Source organism: Actinorugispora endophytica, from assembly GCF_004363075.1.
Taxonomy (GTDB): Bacteria; Actinomycetota; Actinomycetes; order Streptosporangiales; family Streptosporangiaceae; genus Actinorugispora; species Actinorugispora endophytica.
In genome coordinates this window covers 214,248-234,147 of the sequence record NZ_SNYN01000006.1, presented here as the reverse complement: position 1 = coordinate 234,147, position 19,900 = coordinate 214,248, and the positions used below count along the sequence as shown (strand labels likewise).

Annotated in this window: 16 protein-coding genes, 1 pseudogene and 1 riboswitch; of the genes and pseudogenes, 4 read left to right on the top strand and 13 right to left on the bottom strand. The window is 75.6% G+C overall.

What is annotated here, in order from left to right:
- Window positions 1-7 precede the first annotated feature (7 nt).
- Complete coding sequence (locus tag EV190_RS11330) at window positions 8-2,629, top strand: protein kinase domain-containing protein (RefSeq protein WP_133741465.1); 2,622 nt, start codon at window positions 8-10, stop codon at window positions 2,627-2,629.
- A 175-nt stretch (window positions 2,630-2,804) separates the two neighbouring features.
- Window positions 2,805-3,716, top strand: coding sequence for an aldose 1-epimerase family protein (locus EV190_RS11325; protein WP_133741464.1), 912 nt, complete (start codon window positions 2,805-2,807; stop codon window positions 3,714-3,716).
- Window positions 3,717-4,067: 351 nt separating this feature from the next.
- Here the strand turns inward: EV190_RS11325 and EV190_RS11320 are convergent, their stop codons facing one another.
- From EV190_RS11320 to fmt, 12 genes are all read right to left on the bottom strand, one after another.
- Window positions 4,068-4,643 carry a nucleotidyltransferase family protein gene (locus EV190_RS11320; RefSeq protein WP_133741522.1) on the bottom strand — a complete coding sequence of 192 codons (576 nt, stop codon included), beginning with the start codon at window positions 4,641-4,643 and terminating at the stop codon, window positions 4,068-4,070.
- 232 nt (window positions 4,644-4,875) lie between these two features.
- Entirely contained in the window at window positions 4,876-5,997 is a 1,122-nt protein-coding gene (locus EV190_RS11315) for an XdhC family protein (protein WP_133741463.1), read from the bottom strand.
- Complete coding sequence (locus EV190_RS11310) at window positions 5,990-7,126, bottom strand: vWA domain-containing protein (RefSeq protein WP_243742505.1); 1,137 nt, start codon at window positions 7,124-7,126, stop codon at window positions 5,990-5,992. Before EV190_RS11310 ends, EV190_RS11315 begins: the two co-directional genes overlap by 8 nt.
- Before the next feature lie 6 nt (window positions 7,127-7,132).
- On the bottom strand, window positions 7,133-8,071 hold the full coding sequence (locus tag EV190_RS11305) for an AAA family ATPase (protein WP_133741461.1): 939 nt from the start codon (window positions 8,069-8,071) through the stop codon (window positions 7,133-7,135).
- Between the two features lie 401 nt (window positions 8,072-8,472).
- Complete coding sequence (locus EV190_RS11300) at window positions 8,473-8,862, bottom strand: PH domain-containing protein (protein WP_133741521.1); 390 nt, start codon at window positions 8,860-8,862, stop codon at window positions 8,473-8,475.
- Between the two features lie 131 nt (window positions 8,863-8,993).
- A complete protein-coding gene (ribH, locus tag EV190_RS11295) occupies window positions 8,994-9,515 on the bottom strand; it encodes a 6,7-dimethyl-8-ribityllumazine synthase (RefSeq protein ID WP_133741460.1) in 522 nt (173 codons plus the stop codon).
- A 24-nt stretch (window positions 9,516-9,539) separates the two neighbouring features.
- Entirely contained in the window at window positions 9,540-10,778 is a 1,239-nt protein-coding gene (locus tag EV190_RS11290) for a bifunctional 3,4-dihydroxy-2-butanone-4-phosphate synthase/GTP cyclohydrolase II (protein WP_133741459.1), read from the bottom strand.
- A 53-nt stretch (window positions 10,779-10,831) separates the two neighbouring features.
- Window positions 10,832-11,494 (bottom strand): nicotinamide riboside transporter PnuC, encoded by a 663-nt coding sequence (gene pnuC / locus EV190_RS11285; protein WP_133741458.1) that lies wholly within the window; start codon window positions 11,492-11,494, stop codon window positions 10,832-10,834.
- A complete protein-coding gene (locus EV190_RS11280) occupies window positions 11,491-12,108 on the bottom strand; it encodes a riboflavin synthase (protein ID WP_133741457.1) in 618 nt (205 codons plus the stop codon). The genes pnuC and EV190_RS11280 overlap by 4 nt, the downstream gene beginning before the upstream one ends.
- Window positions 12,109-12,218: 110 nt before the next feature.
- Window positions 12,219-12,347: riboswitch (FMN riboswitch) on the bottom strand.
- A gap of 84 nt (window positions 12,348-12,431) precedes the next feature.
- Window positions 12,432-13,097, bottom strand: a complete 666-nt coding sequence (gene rpe / locus EV190_RS11275; protein ID WP_133741456.1) for a ribulose-phosphate 3-epimerase — start codon at window positions 13,095-13,097, stop codon at window positions 12,432-12,434.
- Between the two features lie 42 nt (window positions 13,098-13,139).
- On the bottom strand, window positions 13,140-14,570 hold the full coding sequence (locus tag EV190_RS11270) for an RsmB/NOP family class I SAM-dependent RNA methyltransferase (RefSeq protein WP_133741455.1): 1,431 nt from the start codon (window positions 14,568-14,570) through the stop codon (window positions 13,140-13,142).
- Between the two features lie 155 nt (window positions 14,571-14,725).
- Window positions 14,726-15,661: a methionyl-tRNA formyltransferase gene (gene fmt / locus EV190_RS11265; RefSeq protein WP_133741454.1), complete on the bottom strand. Its 936-nt coding sequence runs from the start codon at window positions 15,659-15,661 to the stop codon at window positions 14,726-14,728.
- Between fmt and EV190_RS24315 the strand changes: the two are divergent.
- Window positions 15,660-15,932: pseudogene (locus EV190_RS24315) on the top strand (cellulose binding domain-containing protein); the annotation flags it as partial. The gene fmt and the pseudogene EV190_RS24315 sit on opposite strands and share 2 nt — an antisense overlap.
- A gap of 94 nt (window positions 15,933-16,026) precedes the next feature.
- On the opposite strand, the gene EV190_RS24310 reads toward EV190_RS24315, so the two are convergent.
- Complete coding sequence (locus tag EV190_RS24310; protein WP_208113147.1) at window positions 16,027-17,493, bottom strand: hypothetical protein; 1,467 nt, start codon at window positions 17,491-17,493, stop codon at window positions 16,027-16,029.
- Between the two features lie 154 nt (window positions 17,494-17,647).
- Here EV190_RS24310 and EV190_RS11255 point away from each other — a divergent pair, with 154 nt between their 5' ends.
- Window positions 17,648-19,753, top strand: coding sequence for a primosomal protein N' (locus EV190_RS11255; RefSeq protein ID WP_133741453.1), 2,106 nt, complete (start codon window positions 17,648-17,650; stop codon window positions 19,751-19,753).
- Window positions 19,754-19,900: the final 147 nt, after the last annotated feature.

Sequence of the window (19,900 nt, the reverse complement as noted above, 5' to 3'; positions counted from 1 at the left end):
TTCCACGATGGCAGCTCCCGAACCGACCGACCCGAACGCGCGCACCCGCAGGATCGACCCCACCGGGCCGACCACCAGGATCGCCCCCGGCGCGGGGCTGACCCGCCGGATGACCGCCCTGCTGCGGCCCGGCGTGTCCCCGGCCGGCGGGGACCCGACCCGCACCGCCGTCCTGGAGCCGCGCACGCGGCGCCTCGGCGGGACCGGTCCCGCCGGGCCCGGTCGGGCGCCCTGGTGGCAACGGCTCCTGGGCCCCCTCCTGCGCTGGTTCACCCGGCTGACCTGGCGGGTCGTGGAGGGCCCGGCCAGCGAGCTCGAGTACGCCATCCCCGCCGAGCTGCGGGCGGTCTACAACGTCCAGGGCTACATCGGCAACGGCGGCGAGGCAGTGGTCTACCTGGCCGAACCGGTGGCCGAGGGCGAGACGGGGCGCCGGATCGCCCTGAAGCTGTACCGGCCCGGCCACGACATCAACCGCGAACTGCTGGACCGCCTGCGCGCCCGCGGCTCGACCGACCCGCACACCCCCGCCATCCACGGCTACGGCCGCGCGCGCACCTCCTGGGGCGAAGAGATCGCCTGGGAGGCCCAGGAGTACTTCGCCGAGGGCTCCCTGCGGGCGCTCATCGACCAGGCCCCGCTCCCCGACGAGCGGGCCCGCGCGGTCGTCGAGGCCGTCGCCGACTGCCTGCACCACTGGCAGGAGTCGCTGCAGCACAACCACACCGACGTCAAGCCGGAGAACCTGCTGGTCCGGAGCCTGGACCCGCCGGTGTTCGCGCTGACCGACTTCGGCGGGGCGGTGCGCGCCACCATGAGCCGGGTCTACGGCGGGCTGGCCGTCACCGAGGACTACGCGGCCCCCGAGGTCATCGAGGGCCGCCGGGAGGCCCCGGCCGCGTGGTGGTCGCTGGGCGTCATGGCGCACGAGATGGTCACCGGGCGCCGCCCTCCGCGCGGCGAGAACTGGCTGACCGCGCGCAACACCGAGCTGGACGTCTCCGCCGTCGCGGACGACCACTGGCGGCTGCTCGTGCGCGGCCTGCTCACCCCCGTCCCCGACGCGCGCTGGGGCGACGCCGAGGTGCGCCAGTGGCTGCGGGGCGAGCGCCCGCAGGTGTCCCGGCCGCGGCGGCACGCCCCCGTCACCTTCGCGGGGGTCTCCCACGACGACCCGCCCAGCCTCGCCTTCGACCTGATGGACCGCTCCGACAAGGGCGCCGTCTGGCTGCGCACGCACAACCAGATCCTGCGCACCTGGCTGGACCGGGAGGTGCGCGACTTCACCTTCGACCGTGCCCACCTGACCCAGGTGAACGACCACCCCGAGCGCGCGCACGCGGCGATCAGCGCGCTGGCCGCCCAGTTCGTCCCCGGCCTGGCCCCCCGCTACCGCGGCCACGAGGTGAGCGCCGAGGGGGTCCTGGCCCTGGCCGTCGGCGAGGGCAGCAGGCACGCGGCGCTGCGCGAGGCGGTCGAGTTCGGGGCGCTGGGGTCGGCGGCCCGGCACTGGTGCGACCACGCCGAGTGCCGCGCCCAGGGCACCAACCGGTGCGTCCTGCTGGAGCGGGTCCAGCACGAGGTCCCGCTCATCATGCGCGAGGCCCGCTCCACCGTGGACCGGCTGGCGCGCACCGCGGGCTTCACCCGCCCCGAGGAGCACCACTGGGAGGCGGCCTGGGCGCGCGCCACCGAGCTCGTGCTGGACCCCGAGGCCACGGGCCGGTACAGGTCCCTGCTGCGGGCCCAGTCCTGGCGTCCGGGCCAGCGCAGCGACGCGCCCCGCGCCCAGTGGTGGAGCGGGCAGCGCGACACCGCGCTGCGCGGCGCCAAGGGCGCGCAGGCCACGAACGCGGCCCTGGTCACCGCGGTGCTGCTGCTGCCCAGCGCGGTGCAGGCCGGGGCCGCCGAACGCGACCGCGACCGCGCCGCCGCCCGCGAGCGGCGGCAGGACCGCTGGACGCGGTTCACCACCGCGGTCGGCGAGGGCTGGACCGGCACCCGAAGCCGGGTCTCGGGGATGATCGACGAGCGCCGCGCCGACGCGTCCGGTCGGCGGGACGGCGCCGTCCCGCCCTACTCGCCGTGGGGCCGCCCCGGCCCGGGCGACCAGCGCGACGCGGCGCGCGCCGAGCGCAGGCGCCGGCGCGAGGCCCGCCGCGTCCAGCGCGGCATGGACCAGGTGCAGCGCGCGATGAAGGCCGGGAACTGCCGCCGCTTCGCCCGCCCCGCCGCGTTCGCGGGCGTCCTGGACGGCGTGGGGCTGTGGTTGTGGGAGTCCGGGGGCGGGCTGTTCAGCGACCAGGAGTGGGTCGCGGGGACGCTCTCCGGCCTTCAGACGTTCCGCGACAGCGCCCCGATCAGCGCGCTGGCGGACCTGGCGTCCTCGCTGCTGGGCCTGATCCCGGGCGGGGTCGGCCTGGTGTGGTGGTTCCCGGTCCTGCTGGGCCTGGGGCTGCTCTTCCTCGGCCGCGTCGCGGCCAACGCGCACCGCAAGGCCCGGACCCGGCTCGTCGCGTACCGCCTCGCGGTCGCGGGCAGCGTCCTGGTCGGTGTCCGGCTGCTCGCCAACGGGGTGTTCTTCCTGTTCATGGGGGCACTGATCCCGTACACGATGCTGACGGGCTGATCCCCGGCCCCTTCGCGGAGCAGACCGCGGACGAGGAGGGCCGGGGAACCCGGAGCTCTCGAAGAAGCACGGGAAGCGCAGGGAAAGCCCTTACCGTAGTAGTTTCCGAAGAGCGGAACCGGGCTGTTCTCACCAACGGCCCGCTGGGCGCCAAACATCTAGAACGGCGGTAGGAATGAGCGGGAACCAACACCCGACGATCGAACTGGGGGCCGGCGGATACCGGGCCGTGGTGGACCCGCTCGGCGCGGCACTGCGCACCCTGTCCCGGGACGGGCGGGACCTCGTCTGGGGGTACCCCGAGGGCCGCCCCCAGCTCTCGCAGGGCCAGGTCCTGATCCCCTGGCCGAACCGGATCGACCGGGGCCGGTACGCCTTCGACGGCGCCGAGTACCAGCTGGAGCTCAACGAGCCCGCCCTGGACAACGCCATCCACGGCCTCACCCGGTCCCTGCCCTGGAAGCCGAGCGAGATCACGCCGGCCTCCGCGGTGTTCTCCCTCCACCTGGAGGGCTCCGCGGGCTACCCGTTCCAGCTGGAGCTCTCGGTGCGCTACGCGCTCGACGCCGACCAGGGCCTGACGACGCGGATCGAGGCGCACAACACCGGCGACCGGACCGCGCCCTACGGCCACGGCACCCACAACTTCCTCACCCTGGACCGGCCGGTGGACGAGACCACCCTGCTGCTCCCGGCCTCGGAGTGGCTGCCCACCGACGACCGGCTGCTGCCCACGGGCCCGGCGCGGTCCGTCGCGGGCACCGGGTACGACTTCCGCTCCGCGCGCCGTGTCGGGGAGACCGTGCTGGACACCGCCTTCACCGGGCTGAGCACGAGTGGGGACGGCCGCATCTGGACGGTGCTGAGCGACGAGTCCTCGGCGGTGGGCCTGTGGTGCGACGACAGCTACCCGTGGATCCAGGTCTTCAGCGCCGACCGCCCCGGCCCCGAACGCCGGCGGCACCTGGCGGTGGAGCCGATGACCTGCCCTCCCAACGCCTTCGCGACCGGCACCGACGTCATCGCCCTGGCCCCGGGCGAGCACACCGGGTCGTCCTACGGCATCACCTCGACCCCGCCGCGCTAGGGGACCTTCGGCGCGGGGGTGGTCGGGGCTCTGTCGGGTCGGGGTCCGCTCGGGGCCTGTCACGGCGGGCGGCGACGGCGGGTGCGGGTCGGGGCCGCGCCCACGACGTCCGTTGCGTGAGGGTTCCGTTGACGGCCTTGGGCCTTCTGCCCTTCCCGGCCCCGAAACGGGCAGAAAGCCCACGACCGTCAACAAAACCACCGGTGCCCGAATCCACCCCCGCGCCGGAACCTCCGTAGGAGGTGCTCGTTCTCCTCGCTGATCGTGACCTTTCCGGGGCCTCGGAGATGGTGGGGACCCCGGGAAGGCCGAGAGCAACGGGAGTCCCCACAGGGGTCTTCTGCCCGGTCCCTACTGCCGGGGTTCGCAGAGCTCCCGGAGGCGGGCCAGGTCCTCGGGGGTGTCGATGTCGTCGGGACGGGCCACGTCGTCGCAGGGGATCTCCGTGACCAGGTGCGAGTAGGCGCGCAGGAAGGGGCGCGCGCCGACGTCGCCCTCGGCCAGGGCGTGCACGCTCGGCCAGTGCTCGCGGGCCAGCAGCACGGGGTTGCGGGGGTTCCCCGCGTAGGTCGCCACGACCGCGCGGGCGCCGCCGTCGAAGGCGTCCACGAGTCTGCGCACCGCGGGCGGAGACACCAGGGGCTGGTCCGTCAGCGCGATGACGACGGCCTCGACCTCCTCGGACAGGACGTCCAGCCCGGCCCGCAGCGACGAGCCCATCCCGCTGTCCCAGTCGGGGTTGTGCACCCCGGACGCGCCGTCCACGGCCACCTCTGCCGCCCCGGTCACCACGTAGACCGGGTCGCATCCGCCCTCACGCAGGGTGCGCACGCCACGGTCGACCAGCCGCTCGCCGGCCACTTCCAGCAGCGCCTTGGGAACGCCCAGTCGGCTGCCCTGGCCCGCGGCCAGCAGCAGACCAGCGATGACACTGCGGTCGGGGGATTGCGCGCGCGTGGTGTTCATCCCGCGATGATGCCACGCATCGGTCGGCGGTCCCATCAGCCCGTCCTCCGCCCTGAACCGCCCATAAGCAACGTATCTATCCGAGAAGGCGAAGCCTTACCCCATCGGGCCGCTCACACCACAGGCCGTGCTGGCCGGATCCGGCCAGGGTCTTCCCCTCCCGTTCCGGTTCCGGCCCGCCCGCGGCCGCGCGTCAGATGAGGCTGCGCGCCAGGGGCGCGTGGTGGATGGGCCCCGAACCCGTGGTGAGCGGGCGCCCGCTGCCGCCCCACCGGGTCTGGACCAGCTCCGCGGCGATGGACACGGCCGTCTCCTCGGGGGTGCGCGCGCCCAGGTCCAGCCCGATCGGGGAGCGCAGCCGGGCCACCTGCTCCTCGGTGACCCCCACCTCGCGCAGCCGCTCCAGGCGGTCCTCGTGGGTGCGGCGGCTGCCCATCGCCCCGATGTACCCGGCCCGGGTGGACAACGCCGCCTTGAGCACCGGCACGTCGAACTTGGGATCGTGGGTGAGCACGCAGACCGCGGTCCGCTCGTCGATCTCCGCGGCGATCTCGCCGAGGTAGACGTGCGGCCACTTCACCACGACCTCGTCCGCCCGGGGGAAGCGCTTGGCGGTGGCGAACACCGGCCGGGCGTCGCACACGGTCACCCGGTAGCCCAGGTACGCGCCGATGTCGGCGACCGCGGCCGCGAAGTCGATGGCGCCGAAGACGAGCATGCGCGGGGCCGGGGCGAAGGACTGCACGAACACCTCCAGCTCGTCGCCGCGCCGCTGGCCGTCGGCCCCGTACCGGAGGATGCCGGTGCGCCCCTGGGCGAGCAGGCCCAGCGCGTCGTCGTCGACCGCGGCGTCCAGCCGCTCCGATCCCAGGCTCCCCTCGCCCCGGTCCGGCCAGACGACGCGGCGCGCGCCCAGCTCCGGCCCCGAGGCGACGGTGGCCACCGCGACGGGCCGGTGCCCGTTGATCGCGGCGACGACGTCGTCCAGGCCCGGACAGCGGGCCGGGTCGATCGGCTCGACGAGGACGTGCAGGGTTCCCCCGCAGGTCAGGCCGACGGCGAAGGCGTCGTCATCGCTGACGCCGTAGCGTCGGCGCACCGGGGTCCCCGTGGCGATGACCTCCTGGGCCAGTTCGTAGACCGCGCCCTCCACGCAGCCTCCCGACACGCTGCCCACGACCTCTCCCGAGGCGCCGACCGCCATGGCCGCCCCCGCCTCCCTGGGTGAGCTGCGGTAGGTGTCGACCACGGTGGCCAGCGCGAACGTCTCCCCTGTGGCGTACAGTTCGGCGACCGCGTCGCGGATGTCACGCATACGGACTCCCTCTCCCGATCCGGCCGCCGATGACGGCGGCGGCCAGTTCCTCCAACGCGCCCAGGCTGTGCCCGGACACGAAGTCGTCGATGTGCGGCAGTGCGGCGGCCATCCCCGCCGCCAGCGGTTCGTAACCGGGCTGGGCCTTGTGCGGGTTGGCCCAGACGACCCTGTACGCGAGCCGGGACAGCCGCGCCATCTGCTCTCCCAGCAGCGACGCGTCCCCGCGCTCCCAGCCGTCCGAGGCGATGACCACGAGCGCGCCGCGCGCCATGCCCCGCCGGCCGTGCAGGTCGAGGAACTCCTTGAGCTCCTCTCCCAGCCGGGTCCCCCCGCTCCAGTCGGGTATGGCCGCGCCCGCCGCGCCGAGCGCCGCGTCGGGGTCGCGCAGCCGCATGGGGCCGGTGAGCCTGGTCAGCCGGGTGCCCGCGCTGAACACCTCGGTGTGCCGGGGGTGTCCGCGCGTCAGGGCGTGCGCCAGGCGCAGCAGCGCGTCGGCGTAGGGCGACATCGAGCCGCTCACGTCGACGACGAGCACGACGCGGCGCGGCCGGGTGGTGCGGGCCCGCCGCAGCAGCCGCAGCGGCTCGCCGCCGCTGCGCAGGGCTGCCCGGATGGTGCGGGCGTGGTCGAGGCGGCCGCGCGCGGCCGGCGCGGTCCGGTGGGTGCGGCGCACGATCCTGCGCGTCGACAGCAGGCCCAGCAGCCGCGCGACCTCGGCCCGCTCCCCGTCGTCCAGCGTGGCGATGTCGCGCGAACGCAGGACCTCGGTGGCGCTGGCCGCGGCGGCGTGCTGCTCCTCCTCGTCCGGACCCGTCCGCGACGGGCCGGACTCGGGCTGCCACATGGGGGCGCGCACCACGGTGACCGGGGCCGCGCGGGACGCGCGCGGCGGCGCCGCGGAGAAGTAGTAGGCGAAGCAGGCGTCGTAGGCGGGCAGGTCGGCCACTCCCGCGCACAGGGTGAGCCGGCCGGCCCAGTACACCGCCGAGGCGTCCGCGACGCCGAGCTCCTCCAGCGCGCCGAGGAAGGCCTGGGCCCTGGCCGTCCCGGCGGGGACCCCGGCGGCGCGCAGCGCCCGCACGAAACCCACCATGGCGCCCATGACATCCGGAGCGTTCGCCGCCATGGCCGCCTACCCCGCCGTCTCCGTGGCGCCGCCGTCGAGCAGCGCCGCGAGCCGGGCCCGGACCCTCTCGTCGTCCTCGCGGTGCTTGACCAGCGCGCCCAGGGCGCGCGCGGCGGAGTCCCGGTCGAGCTCGCGGACGCCCAGGGCGAGCAGGGCCGCGGTGAAGTCGATGCTCTCGGCGACACCGGGCGGCTTGATCAGGTCGACCCCGTTCGCGGGGTCCCGCAGCGCCTGCACGGCGCGGGCCACCTGGCCGCTGAGCCGCTCGCCCGCGCCGGGCAGGCGGCGCCGGATGATGGCCACCTCGCGCTCGAAGTCCGGGTGCGGCGTCCAGTGGTAGAGGCAGCGGCGTTTGAGCGCGTCGTGCACCTCGCGGGTGCGGTTGGAGGTGAGCACCACCACGGGCGGGGTGGCGGCGCGGACCGTCCCGAGTTCGGGGACGGAGATCTGGAAGTCCGACAGGAACTCCAGCAGGAACGCCTCGAACTCGTCGTCGGCGCGGTCGACCTCGTCCACCAGCAGTACGGCCGGGGCGTGCGCGTCGCCGCTCTCCAGGGCCCGCAGCAGCGGGCGCGCCAGCAGGAAGCGGCGGTCGTACAGGCCCGATTCGAGCGCGGCGACCTCGGCCACCCCGGCGGCCTGCGCGGCGCGCAGGTGCAGCAGCTGGCGCGGGTAGTCCCAGTCGTAGAGGGCCTGGGCGGCGTCGATCCCCTCGTAGCACTGCAACCGGATCAGCTCGGTGCCCAGCACCCGGGCCAGGGCCTTCGCGAGCTCGGTCTTGCCGACCCCGGCGTCGCCCTCGAGGAAGAGGGGGCGGCCCATCCTCAGGGCGAGGAAACAGGCCGTGGCCGCGCCCTCGTCCGCGAGGTAGTCGTGGGCGTCGAGCAGCTCGGCCAGGCGCGCGGGGCCGCCGATCTCGCCGGTGGTCGGGTTCGTGCCGCTCATCAGTCCCTCTCCCCCTCTGGTTCCGGCCAGGCTATGCGGTGCCGGGCCGCGGAGTAATGATCACGATCCTCCAAAACCTCGGGTCCGCGGTCGTAGTTCGGCGCATACCCCGGAAAGACCCGGGGCGCCCGCCGTTCGGCGGGCGCCCCGGGTGCCGTGCGCGGATCGGTGTCAGTCGACGAGGAGCGAGAGTACGGCCAGGCCGACCACGGCGAACCAGATCAGCGCGGCCACGGCTCGGTCGGTTCGGCGCCGGCGGTGATACTTCCTGTTCCGGTCCTTGACGTCCATACCCCTGAGACGCGGGAACCGCGCTCCCGGTTCGGTCCCTCCCACCGAAAGTGACGGCTCCGCGACGGGGAGGACCACCCGGACCGGGACCGGTGGGGCCCGGCCGGGCCCTACCGGTCCCGGTCCGGCTCGGCGGCCTCTCCGCGTTCGCGCAGGTGCTGCCGGAAGCGGTCGAGGTTGTCCTGGGCGAGGGGGCCGTCGCTGCTCTGGATGCCCATCACCGCCAGGGTGGAGCCGTCGGCCAGGTCGACGCTGGGCCAGGGCTCGCCCACGGGCATGCGCACGTCGATGATCTCGGGCCACGCGAGCACGTGGGTGCGGATGGAGTTGACCACCGTGACGCGCTCCTCGGTCAGGTCCAGGCGGGGGCGGGCCAGCAGCCGCAACCCGCCCGTGATCACCAGACCCAGCAGGACCATGGCCACGCGGTCCGCGGTCCCCCACCCTTCGGGCAGGATCACCGCGAGCGTTATCAGGGTCGCCATGACCAGGACGGCCATCCCGTAGGCGACGAGGCGGATGTTGCGCGGCCGGAAGGTCACCGGCAGCGCGGCGGGCGCCCCCGCCCCCGATCCGTTCACCGTGTCCTCGTCTCTGACGCCGTTCGTCGGCACGCCCGCATCACCCTTCGTCACCCGGTCCGATGGCCGCTCCCCGTCCGCACGGGTCCCCGTCCGCCGCGGGCCGCGCGCAGTCCGCGCAGGACGAGCGCGGTGTCCAGGGCGGCGACCGCGGCCTCCCAGCCCTTGTCCTCGCGGCTGTCGGGCAGGCCCGCGCGGTCGAGCGCCTGTTCCAGGGTGTCACAGGTCAGCACGCCGTTGGCAACGGGGGCGGCTTCGCGCAGCGCCACCTCGGTCAGGCCCTGGGTGAGGGACTGGCACACGTACTCGAAGTGGGGGGTGCCGCCGCGGATGACGGCGCCCAGCGCCACGACGGCGTCGTGGCCTCGGGCCAGCTCCTGGGCGACCACCGGGATCTCGACGGCCCCGGCCACGTGCACGACCGTGGGTCCGGCGACACCGCATTCCCCCGCCGCGGCCAGGGCCCGCTCCAGCATCGGGCCGACGATGTCGGCGTTCCAGCGGGTGGCGACGACGCCGAGGGTCAGCCCCCGGGCGTCGACCGTGAACTCGGGGCGTCCGGATCCGCTCATGTCGGGTCTCCTTCTGGAAGGCGGTCAGGAGGCGAGGCCGGGCAGGTCGTGGCCCATCCGGTCGCGCTTGGTCTGCAGGTAGCGGAGGTTGTCGGGGGTGATGACGGTCGGCATCTGGATGCGCTCGCCGATCACGATGCCGTGGGCGGCGAGCCCTTCGGCCTTGAGGGGGTTGTTGCTGAGCAGCCGGACCGACCCGACCCCGAGGTCGGTGAGGATCTGCGCGCCGCTGTCGAACTCGCGGGCGTCCGCGGGCAGGCCGAGCCTGAGGTTGGCGTCCACGGTGTCCGCGCCGTCGTCCTGGAGCCGGTACGCCTCCAGCTTGTGCAGCAGCCCGATGCCGCGCCCCTCGTGGCCGCGCTGGTAGACGATGACACCGCTGCCGGCCTCGGCGATCCGCGCCATGGCCGCGTCCAGCTGGTCGCCGCAGTCGCAGCGGTACGAGCCGAAGGCGTCGCCGGTGAGGCACTCGGAGTGCAGCCGGACCAGCACGTCCCGTCCGTCGCCGAGGTCGCCGTGGACCAGCGCGACGTGCTCGGTCCCGTCGACGCCCGAACGGTAGCCGATCGCCTTCCACTCGCCGTACCGGTTGGGGATGCGGGTCTCCACGACGCGCTCGACGAGGGTCTCGGTGCGGCGCCGGTACTCCGCCAGCTGCTCGACGGAGACCAGCCTGAGGCCGTGCTCGTCGGCGAACGCGCGCAGCCGGGGCAGCCGGGCCATGGTCCCGTCGTCGTTGACGATCTCGGCGATCACCCCGGCCGGGCGCAGCCCCGCCAGCCGGGCCAGGTCCACGGCCGCCTCGGTGTGGCCGCGCCGCGCCAGCACGCCTCCGGGACGGTAGCGCAGCGGCAGGACGTGGCCGGGCCGGGTGAAGTCGCCGGCCGCGCTCCCGGTCGCGGCGAGCAGCCGGATGGTGTGGGCGCGGTCGGCCGCGGAGATCCCGGTGCCCACGCCGGCGCGCGCGTCCACGGTGACGGTGTAGGCGGTGCTCTTGCTGTCCTCGTTGATCGCGGTCATCGGCGGCAGGTTGAGCCGGTCCAGGTCCTCGCCGAGCATCGGCACGCAGACCACCCCGGAGCTGTACCGGATCGTGAAGGCCAGCAGTTCGGGGGTGGCCGCCTCGGCGGCGAAGACGAGGTCGCCCTCGTTCTCCCGGTCGGCGTCGTCGACCACGACGACCGGGTGTCCGGCGGCGATCTCCTTGACGGCGGCCTCGATGTCGTCGAGTTCGACGGGGCCGGTCTCCTGGGCGGTGCTCACAAGTACTCCTCGGTCCGGGCGTTCGGCGTTGTGGTGGCGGTCGGCGGAGGGGCTCACGCGGGCAGCGGTTCCCTTCGGGCGTCGCCGTCGCGGTGGGACCGGTAGTGGCGCATCCAGTTGCGGAACCCCGTGACCGCGAGCACGAAGAAGAAGCCGTAGACGATGCCGCTGACCCACAGGCCCGACATCAGGGTGACCGGGATGCCGACCAGGTCGACGATGATCCACACCACCCAGAAGTCGACGAGGCCGCGGCTCTGGGCGAACATCGCCACCGCGCTGCCGACGAAGATGAAGGCGTCCAGCCAGGGCGCCCACGACCAGCCGGTGTGGGTGAAGAACAGCGCGACGGCGGTGGTGCCGACGACCATGGCGGCGGCCAGCATGCCGCGCTCGGCCAGGGTGGCCGGGCGCACCGGCAGGTCGGTCCCCCCGCGCATGCCGCGCGACCAGCGGTACCAGCCGTACCCTGCCAGCGCCGCGACGATCACCTGCTTGAGCGCGTTGCCGACCAGGGAGGCGTCCACCGAGACCGCGAACAGCAGGGCGGTGCCGGTGAGCTGGACCGGCCAGGTCCAGATGGTGCGCCGGATCGCCAGCGCGACGGTGGCCAGGGCCGCGGCGTTGCCCAGCAGGTCGGCCCAGCGCACGTGCTCGCCGAACAGGGTGAACCCGGCGTAGGCCCACTCCAGCCACCACACACCCGAGCCGTTCACCGGGCGCCGCCGGTCCGGTCGCCCAGGAGCCGTTCGACGTACTTGGCCACGATGTCGACCTCCAGGTTGACCACCGCGCCCACGCCCTTGGCGCCCAGTGTGGTCAGCTCCATGGTGGTGGGGATCAGGCTGACGGTGAGGAAGTCGGGACCGGCCTCGACGACGGTGAGGCTGACGCCGTCGACGGTGACGGACCCCTTCTCCACGACGTAGCGGCTCAGGCCCGGGGGAACCGAGACGCGGACGGTCTCCCACCCGGTGCCGGGGACGCGCTCGGTGATGACGCCGGTGCCGTCCACGTGGCCCTGCACGATGTGGCCGCCGAGGCGGTCCGAGACCTTCGCCGCGCGTTCCAGGTTGACGGGAGAGCCGGGGGACAGGGAGCCGAGGCCGGAGCGGTCCAGGGTCTCCTTCATGACGTCGGCGCCGAACCGGCCGTCACCGGTCTCGGTGACGGTCAGGCACACGCCGTTGACCGAGATGGAGTCGCCGTGCGCGGCGTCCGAGGTGACGGTGGGACCGTGGATGGTGAGCCGCGCCGAGTCGCCCGGAGCCCCGCCGACAGGCGTGATCGCGACGACGGTGCCGAGCTCTTCGACGATTCCGGTGAACACGAGAGAGCCATCCCCTTTGCCTGGTCCGGCTCCGGGGTGCTCAAAGGCGGCGTCGGCCACCACGGGACGGCCGCGACGCCCCTTCACGGGGTCGACCGCACCGGCCCGACACGCGCTGCCTCCCATCCGGACTTTAACCGTCGGTACCGGAATTCCACCGGTTCAACCGGCCGATGGCTTCGGCCGGGTCGCGGACTATCACCGCCGGTTCGGACTTTCACCGACCCCGGAGCACGCGTTTTCGTACGTCTTGGTCAACAAGTGTGCCACACGGAGGTATTCCGCCCCCGGGCCGGACCCTTCCGGCCGGGCCGCCCGGGGCGCTACCCGGCGGCCCGCGCCGCCTGGGCCCGCAGTGCCTCGACCGCCGCCGCCGGGTCCTTCGCGCCGTACACGGCCGAGCCCGCCACGAAGACGTCCGCCCCGGCCTCGGCGCAGCGCTCGATCGTCTCGGCGCTCACCCCGCCGTCCACCTGGAGCCACACCGAGGCGTCGGTGCTGCGGATGAGCTCGCGCGCGCGGCGGATCTTGGGCAGCACCACGTCCAGGAACCTCTGCCCGCCGAACCCCGGCTCGACCGACATCACCAGCAGCATGTCCAGTTCGCCGAGCAGGTCGGCGTACGGCTCGACCGGCGTGGCCGGGTTCAGCGCCAGCCCCGCCCGCGCGCCCAGGCGGCGGATCTCGCGCAGCGTGCGGACCGGCGACCTGGCGGCCTCGGCGTGGACCGTGACGCTGCCCGCGCCCGCCTCGGCGTACGCGGGCGCCCACCGGTCGGGGTCCTCGATCATCAGGTGGCAGTCCAGCGGGAGCGACGCCGCCTTGCGCAGGGACTCCACGATCGGCAGGCCCAGCGTCAGGTTGGGCACGAAGTGATTGTCCATGACGTCGACGTGCAGCCAGTCGGCCGTGTCGGCGACCGCCGCGGCTTCGTCCGCCAGGTGCGCGAAGTCGGCGGACAGGATGCTGGGAGAGATCTGGATGGCCACGGGTCCGAGTGTATTGGCCCCGGTGAGACGGCCGGGACCGCGTCAGCGCTTTCGGACCAGGGCCAGGAACATCGCGTCGGTGCCGTGGCGGTGCGGCCAGAACTGGGCGAAGGGGCCGCTCCCCGAATCGGGGACCTCGGGCAGGTGGGGGGCCGCGTCGACGAGTTCGGCGTCGTCGCGGCCGGCCAGCACGGCGGTGACGACGCCGCGGGTCTCCGCCAGGTGCGGCGAGCAGGTCACGTAGGCGACCACCCCGCCGGGGCGCGCCGCGTCCAGGGCCCGTCCCATGAGGGAGCGCTGCAGCGGGCCGAGTTCGGCCGCGGTCCCGGCGGTGCGGCGCCAGCGCGACTCGGGGCGCCGGCGCAGCGCGCCCAGGCCGGTGCACGGCACGTCGACCAGGACCCGGTCGAAGGCCCCGTCCCGCCAGGCCGGGGCGGTGGAGTCGGCCACGACCACGCGCGCGGCGTCGCGGACCGAGCGCTGCACGGCGTTGGCGACCAGCCCCGCGCGGGCGGGCTGCACCTCGGCGGCCAGCAGCCGCCCCCCGCGCTGCCCGGCGAGCCCGCCCAGCAGGGCGGCCTTGCCGCCGGGGCCCGCGCACATGTCCAGCCAGCGCGTGTCCGGCCCTTCCACCGGGACCCGGGTCAGGGCCAGCGCGACGAGCTGGCTGGCCTCGTCCTGCACCCCCGCGCGGCCCTGGCGGACCGGGCGCAGCAGGCCGGGGTCGCCCTCGGGCAGGTAGGCGGCGTACGGCGAGTAGCGGGCGGGGGACGCGCCCTCCTCGACCAGGTCCGCCACGGCGGCCCGGCCGGGCTTGGCGACCAGTGTCACCAGCGGGCGCTCGTTGTGCGCGGCGAGCAGCCGCTCGGTCTCGGCGAGCCCGTCCGCGGGGTCCTCCCCCAGCGCCTCGGCGAGCGCCTGGACCACCCAGCGCGGGTGGCTGTGCATGACGGCGAGGTTTCCGACGACGTCGTCGCCCCGGTCGGGGGCGACGACGGCCAGCCACTCGTCCAGGCCGCGCGCGCTGACCTTGCGCAGGACGGCGTTGGCGAACCGGGAGCGGTGGTGGCCGATGACCTTGCGCGCCAGGTCGATCGTGGCGCTGACGGCCGCGTGCGGCGGGATGCTGGTGGACAGCAGCTGGTGCGCTCCCAGCCGCAGCACCGGCAGGACCTCGGCGTCCACGGAGCGGATCGAGCGGTCCACGCAGGCGTCCAGGATGGCGTCGTAGGTGCCCTGGCGGCGCAGCGTCCCGTAGGTCAGCTCGGTGGCCAGCGCGGCGTCGCGCCCGGAGAGCCCGCGCTCGCGCAGCGTGGGGGGGAGCAGCAGATTGGAGTAGGCGTCCCTGGTCTCCACCGCGCGCAGCACGTCGTAGGCCGCCCGCCGCGCGGGGTCCTTGGGCCCCTGCTGGACCGCGGGCCGCCTGCCTCCGCGGCGGGTCGGGCGGTACGGGGAACGGGAACTGTCGGTCACGGTTGAGCCGCCTCACACCTGGGTCTGCCTGTGCTCCCCGCCTCGACGCGGGCCACCCAACGAGGGTACGGGGGTTTCCCCGCTGATCTTGACCTTTTCGGGGTCTCGGGGACGGTTGAGACCCCGAAAAGGTCAAGATCAGCGGGGAAGACGAACTAGTCCTCCCGGCCGAGGGACTCGTCGGGGGCCGGGCGGACGCCGCGGGCCCAGTCGACGGCGGGCATGGGCCGCTTGCCCTGCGGCTGGACGTCGCCGAGGCGCACCGGGTGGGTGGCGGTGCCGACCAGGACGTGCTTCTTCCCGACCTCCAGGCGGCCGGGCGGCAGCGCGGGGGCGTCGCTGACGGGCCGGACCGGGCCGAGCTTGAGGCGGGCGCCGCGGAAGACCGTCCACGCTCCGGGGGCGGGCGTGCAGGCCCGCACGAGGCGATCGACGCGCATGGCCGGGGCGGAGAAGTCCACCCGCGCGTCCTCCGGGTTGAGCTTGGCCGCGTAGGAGAGGCCGTCGGGGCTCTGCGGACGGGGGTCGAGGTCGCCCTTGGCGATGCCGTCCAGCGTGCGCACGAGCAGCCCCGCGCCCGAGGCCGCAAGGCGGCCCAGCAGGTCGCCGCTGGTGTCGGTGGGGCCGATGGGTTCGGTGACCACGCCGTAGACGGGGCCGGAGTCCAGCGCGGGCTCGATCCGGAAGGTGGCCGCGCCGGTGATGTCGTCGCCGTGCAGGATCGCGTGCTGGACGGGGGCGGCGCCGCGCCACGCCGGGAGCAGCGAGAAGTGCAGGTTGATCCAGCCGTGCCGGGGGATGTCGAGGGCCTCCTGGCGCAGCAGCGCGCCGTAGGCCACGACCGGGCAGCAGTCCGGCTCCAGTCCGCGCAGGCGGTCCAGGAACCCGGGGTCGTCGGCCTTGGCCGGCTTGAGCACCTCGATCCCGGCGTCGGCCGCCCGCTGCGCCACGGGGCTGACCGAGACCCGGCGGCCCCGGCCCGCGACGGCGTCGGGCCGCGTCACCACCGCGGCCACCTCGTGCTCGGAGGCGAGCAGCGCCTCCAGCGACGGCACCGCCGCCTCCGGCGTGCCCGCGAAGACCAGTCTCATGTGCGCCCCCCAAATCCCCGACGTCCGGCGTGCCCCAAGCGTATTGGCATTCGGGCCCGGCGGACGGCCGCGCCGCGTGGCGCCGGGCCGGGATCCCGCGCTCCCCTCGCGAGCCCCCTGCGGCGGCCGGCGTGTCACCCAGGCGTGGAACGCGGCGGTCGCCGGCAGCGGGCCGACCGTGACCGCGACCGACGCGGGCCGCGACGGGGACCTCGGACCGGGCGCGTCCACCGGCTTCGGCTTCGCGGCCGGGAAGGGTTCCGCCAACGGCGCCCCGCCGCCCACCCGCACCGCCGGGCAAGGGCGCGGCCCTCCCCCGGCCCTGACACCGGAGCCCCGGGGCAGGCGCGGAAGGCCCCGGCGGATCACCGGGAGGAGCAGGCGTAACGGGCCGCGACCGAGACGCGCGGGTCGGGATGGAGCTCGAAGAGCAGCTCCAGGGCGCGGGCGCGGTCGGGGTGGTCCAGGTCCGCCAGGAGCGCCACGAGCGGGATCTCCCTCTCGCCGACGAGCCGGCCGATCAGGCGGACGTAGTCCTGCGGGCCTCGCTGGTGGCTGAGACCGACCACCGACTCGACCAGGAGCCACGCCCGGTCCGGGTCGGTCAGGTCCCGGCCCGTGTCGAACCCGCGCTCACCCAGCCACCGCTCGCAGTGCCGCCACGTCAGGGGGTCGTCCAGGCCCGCGCGCACCGCCCGCTCGGCCGCGGGGCCGATCCGGCGGAGGACCGCCACCGCCATCCCGCGCCGGCCGGTGTCCGCCTTCGCCGCGACCGCCAGCAGGTCCGCCGCGGCCTCCTCCGGGGTGCGCGCGCCCAGCCACCCCAGGAGCTCCACCGCGCGCTCGGACTCCGAGTAGCCGGACAGGACCGCGACCAGCTCCCCGGCGTCGGCGCGCGCGTAGCCGCCGAGGACGGGGGCGCGCAGGCCCGCCTCGTTGACCAGCCGGTTCACGCCCCACCGGCCCAGCGGGCCGATCTCCACGTCACCCCCGGGGCACGCGACGACGGCGCCGTGCCGGACCAGCCGGGCGAGGGCCGCGTGCGCGGCGGCCTCGGCGGCCGCGCGCAGCCCCGGCGCCCGCCCCTCGGGGACGACGCCGTCCACCACGGCGTCGCTGATCGCCTCGGCGGCCAGCCGGGCGACCTCGCTGCGGCCGTGCACCCCGCGCCCGCACTGGTAGAGCTCGAACACCAGCTCGTCCAGGACCCGCTGGGCGACGCGGCGGCCGTCGTGGTCGGCGCGGGCGCGGTCCTCCCCGGTCCCGGCCACCGCGGTGACGGCGGTGCCCACCGCGAGCCAGCGGCGCAGCACGAGCGGATCGGGGTCGGTCGCGGGGGACGCGCCGCCGGGAGCGCGCCGGACCCGACCGGACACGAGGGTGACCAGACCCGCGTCGAAGGCGGCGCGCCAGAACCTCAGCGCCTCGGGGCCGAGTCCGTCGCCGTGCCCCGCGCCACCGAACACCGCGAGCCCGCGCGCCGCGGCCCGGGCCGCGTCCGGCTCGGGGCGGCCGCCGGTCCAGGCCGGGCGGTGCCGCTCGGCCCAGTCGGCGAGTTCGTACAGTCCGGCCAGCGTCTCCGTGCCTCGGGCGAGCGCGGCGAGTTCGGACTCGGGCTCCAGCCGGACCGGCCGCACCGGCGATTCGTCCCACCGGTGCGGGAGCGGTTCCCGGGCGGCCTCCCTCGCGGGCCCGGGGCGGGCCGCCCGTTGCCGGTGGGCGCGCCGCAGCCACGCGCGGACCGCTCCGGCGTCGCGCGTGTCCACGCCATGGCCGGCCATGGCGGTCAGCGCCTGCCGACTGAACGCGGCGTCGTCCGTGTGTCCGGTCACGCCACCAGCGTGGCACGCGTCCCGGCGCCGGGGCCGGGCTTTCCGCCTTTTCCCGGCTTGCCGGGAACCGCGGCGCGGCTCGTCCGGCGCCCGTGGTGTCCGCCGTCCGCCCGGCCGTCCCTGTCGGCGGCCTCTGGTAAGACTGGAGCCACCTATGACCGATCACGCGGGCTCCGGTGAGGAAGCCCTTTTCGACGTGCCACGCGCCAAGGAGGCCGCGCGCGGGAAGGCCCCCCGGCCGCGCAGGCCCGCCGCGACGCTGCCCGTGGCGCGCGTCGTCGTGGACACCCCGCTGCCGCATCTGGACCGGCCGTTCGACTACCAGGTCCCCGACACCATGGACGAGGCCGCCGTGCCGGGGTGCCGGGTCCGGGTCCGGTTCAACGGCCAGACCCTGGACGGTTTCCTCCTCGAACGGGTCGCCGAGTCCGGGTTCCAGGGCCGTCTTTCCTACCTGCACCAGGTGGTCTCCCCCGAGCCCGTGCTCACCCCCGAGATCGCCGCGCTGGCCCGCGCCGTCGCCGACCGCTACGCGGGCACGCTCAACGACGTGCTGCGCCTGGCCGTACCGCCGCGGCACGCCCGCGTCGAGAAGGAGCCCCCGCCCGGGAGCGCGGACGCGGAGCCGACCGCCGAACCGGCCGCCCCCGGGACCGGGGGCGGCGCGGCCGCGGACTCCGGCGACGCGACGCGGTCCGGCCCGGGGCCGTGGGCCGACTACCCGGCGGGGCCCGCGTTCCTGGCCGCGCTGCGGGAGGGCAAGGCCCCGCGCGCGGTGTGGGGCGCGATCCCGGGATCGGACTGGTGCGCGCCGGTCGCGGCGGCCGCGGACGCCGCCCTCGCCTCCGGGCGCGGGGTGCTCGTCGTGGTCCCCGACGGCCGGGACGTCGCCGCCGTGGACGCCGCCCTCACCGCGCGGCTGGGCGCGGACCGGCACACGGCGCTGACGGCCGAACTCGGCCCCGCCGAACGCTACCGGCGCTGGCTGTCGGTCCTGCGCGGCCGCGTCCGGGTCGTGGTCGGCACCCGCGCCGCGATGTTCGCGCCGGTGGCGGACCTGGGCCTGGTGGTGCTCTGGGACGACGGCGACGACGTGCACTGCGACCCGCACGCGCCCTACCCGCACGCCCGCACCGTGCTGTCGCTGCGCGCCCACCGGGCCCGGTCGGCCGCGCTGATCGGCGGGTTCACCCGGACCACCGAGGGCGCCCAGCTGGTCGAGTCGGGGTGGGCGCACCCGCTGGCCGCCGACCGCGACCTGGTGCGGCGGCGCGCGCCCCGGATCCGCGTCGCCGGGGACGACTCCGAACTCGCCCGCGACGAGGCGGCCCGCTCGGCCCGGCTGCCCGGCATGGCGCTGCGCGTCGCCCGGGAGGCCGCCCGCGAGGGGCCGGTGCTGATCCAGGTCCCCCGGCGCGGCTACCTGAACGCGCTGGCCTGCGCGCGGTGCCGCGCGCCCGCCCGCTGCCCGTCCTGCCAGGGGCCGCTGGCGCTGCGCAGCGCGCACGCCATGCCGTACTGCCGCTGGTGCGGGCACATCGCCGGCGACTGGAAGTGCCCCGACTGCGAGCACGCCCGGATGCGCGCCACCGTGGTCGGCGCGCGCCGGACCGCCGAGGAGCTGGGCCGGGCCTTCCCCTCGGTCCCGGTGCGCACGTCGGGCCGCGAGGAGGTCCTGGCGGAGGTCCCGGCGCGTCCGGCCCTGGTGGTGGCGACCCCGGGCGCCGAACCGGCCGCCGAGGGCGGTTACACCGCGGCGCTGCTCCTGGACGGCTGGGCGCTGCTGGGCCGGGCGGACCTGCGCGCCTCGGAGGAGACGCTGCGCCGCTGGTGCAACGCCGCCGCGCTGGTCCGCCCGGCCGAGCGGGGCGGCCAGGTGGTGGTGCTGGCCGACGCCGCGCTGCCGGTGGTCCAGGCGTTCGTCCGCTGGGACCCCGCCGGGTTCGCCGGGCGCGAACTGGCCGAGCGCCGCGAGCTGGGCTTCCCGCCCGCCGTGGCGATGGCCTCGGTCACCGGGGAGGCCGCGAACGTGCGCGAGCTGCTGGACCAGATCGCCCTGCCGCCGGGCGCCGAACTCCTCGGCCCCGTGCCCGTCGGCTCGGGCCCCGGCTCCGAGCGCGCCGAGCGCGCCCTGCTGCGGGTCCCCCGGGACGCGGCCCGCGAGCTGTCCGCCGCTCTCAAGGCCGCGGGCGCGGCCCGCAGCGCGCGCCGGGACGAGCGGCTGGCCCAGGTCCGGATGGACCCGCTCCAGGTCGTGTGACGCCGGGGCCGGAGCGCTCGGGGAAGCACCGCCCGGGCTGCCGCTCGCTCCCGGGCGGGCGCGTTCCTCCCGTCAACGGTTCGGGACGCCTCCCGGACGCGGATCCGAAATGATTCAAGGGACACGCCCCGGGGTCGGCACCGCCCC

Bases quoted from the DNA above. Each gene is read 5' to 3' on its own strand.
- fmt (WP_133741454.1), bottom strand. From the start codon at position 15,661: ATGAGACTGGTCTTCGCGGGCACGCCGGAGGCGGCGGTGCCGTCGCTG.
- ribH (WP_133741460.1), bottom strand. From the start codon at position 9,515: ATGAGCGGATCCGGACGCCCCGAGTTCACGGTCGACGCCCGGGGGCTG.
- EV190_RS11255 (WP_133741453.1), top strand. From the start codon at position 17,648: ATGACCGATCACGCGGGCTCCGGTGAGGAAGCCCTTTTCGACGTGCCA.
- EV190_RS11325 (WP_133741464.1), top strand. From the start codon at position 2,805: ATGAGCGGGAACCAACACCCGACGATCGAACTGGGGGCCGGCGGATAC.
- EV190_RS11330 (WP_133741465.1), top strand. From the start codon at position 8: ATGGCAGCTCCCGAACCGACCGACCCGAACGCGCGCACCCGCAGGATC.
- EV190_RS11315 (WP_133741463.1), bottom strand. From the start codon at position 5,997: ATGCGTGACATCCGCGACGCGGTCGCCGAACTGTACGCCACAGGGGAG.
- EV190_RS11300 (WP_133741521.1), bottom strand. From the start codon at position 8,862: ATGGCCGTCCTGGTCATGGCGACCCTGATAACGCTCGCGGTGATCCTG.
- EV190_RS11305 (WP_133741461.1), bottom strand. From the start codon at position 8,071: ATGAGCGGCACGAACCCGACCACCGGCGAGATCGGCGGCCCCGCGCGC.
- EV190_RS11310 (WP_243742505.1), bottom strand. From the start codon at position 7,126: ATGGCGGCGAACGCTCCGGATGTCATGGGCGCCATGGTGGGTTTCGTG.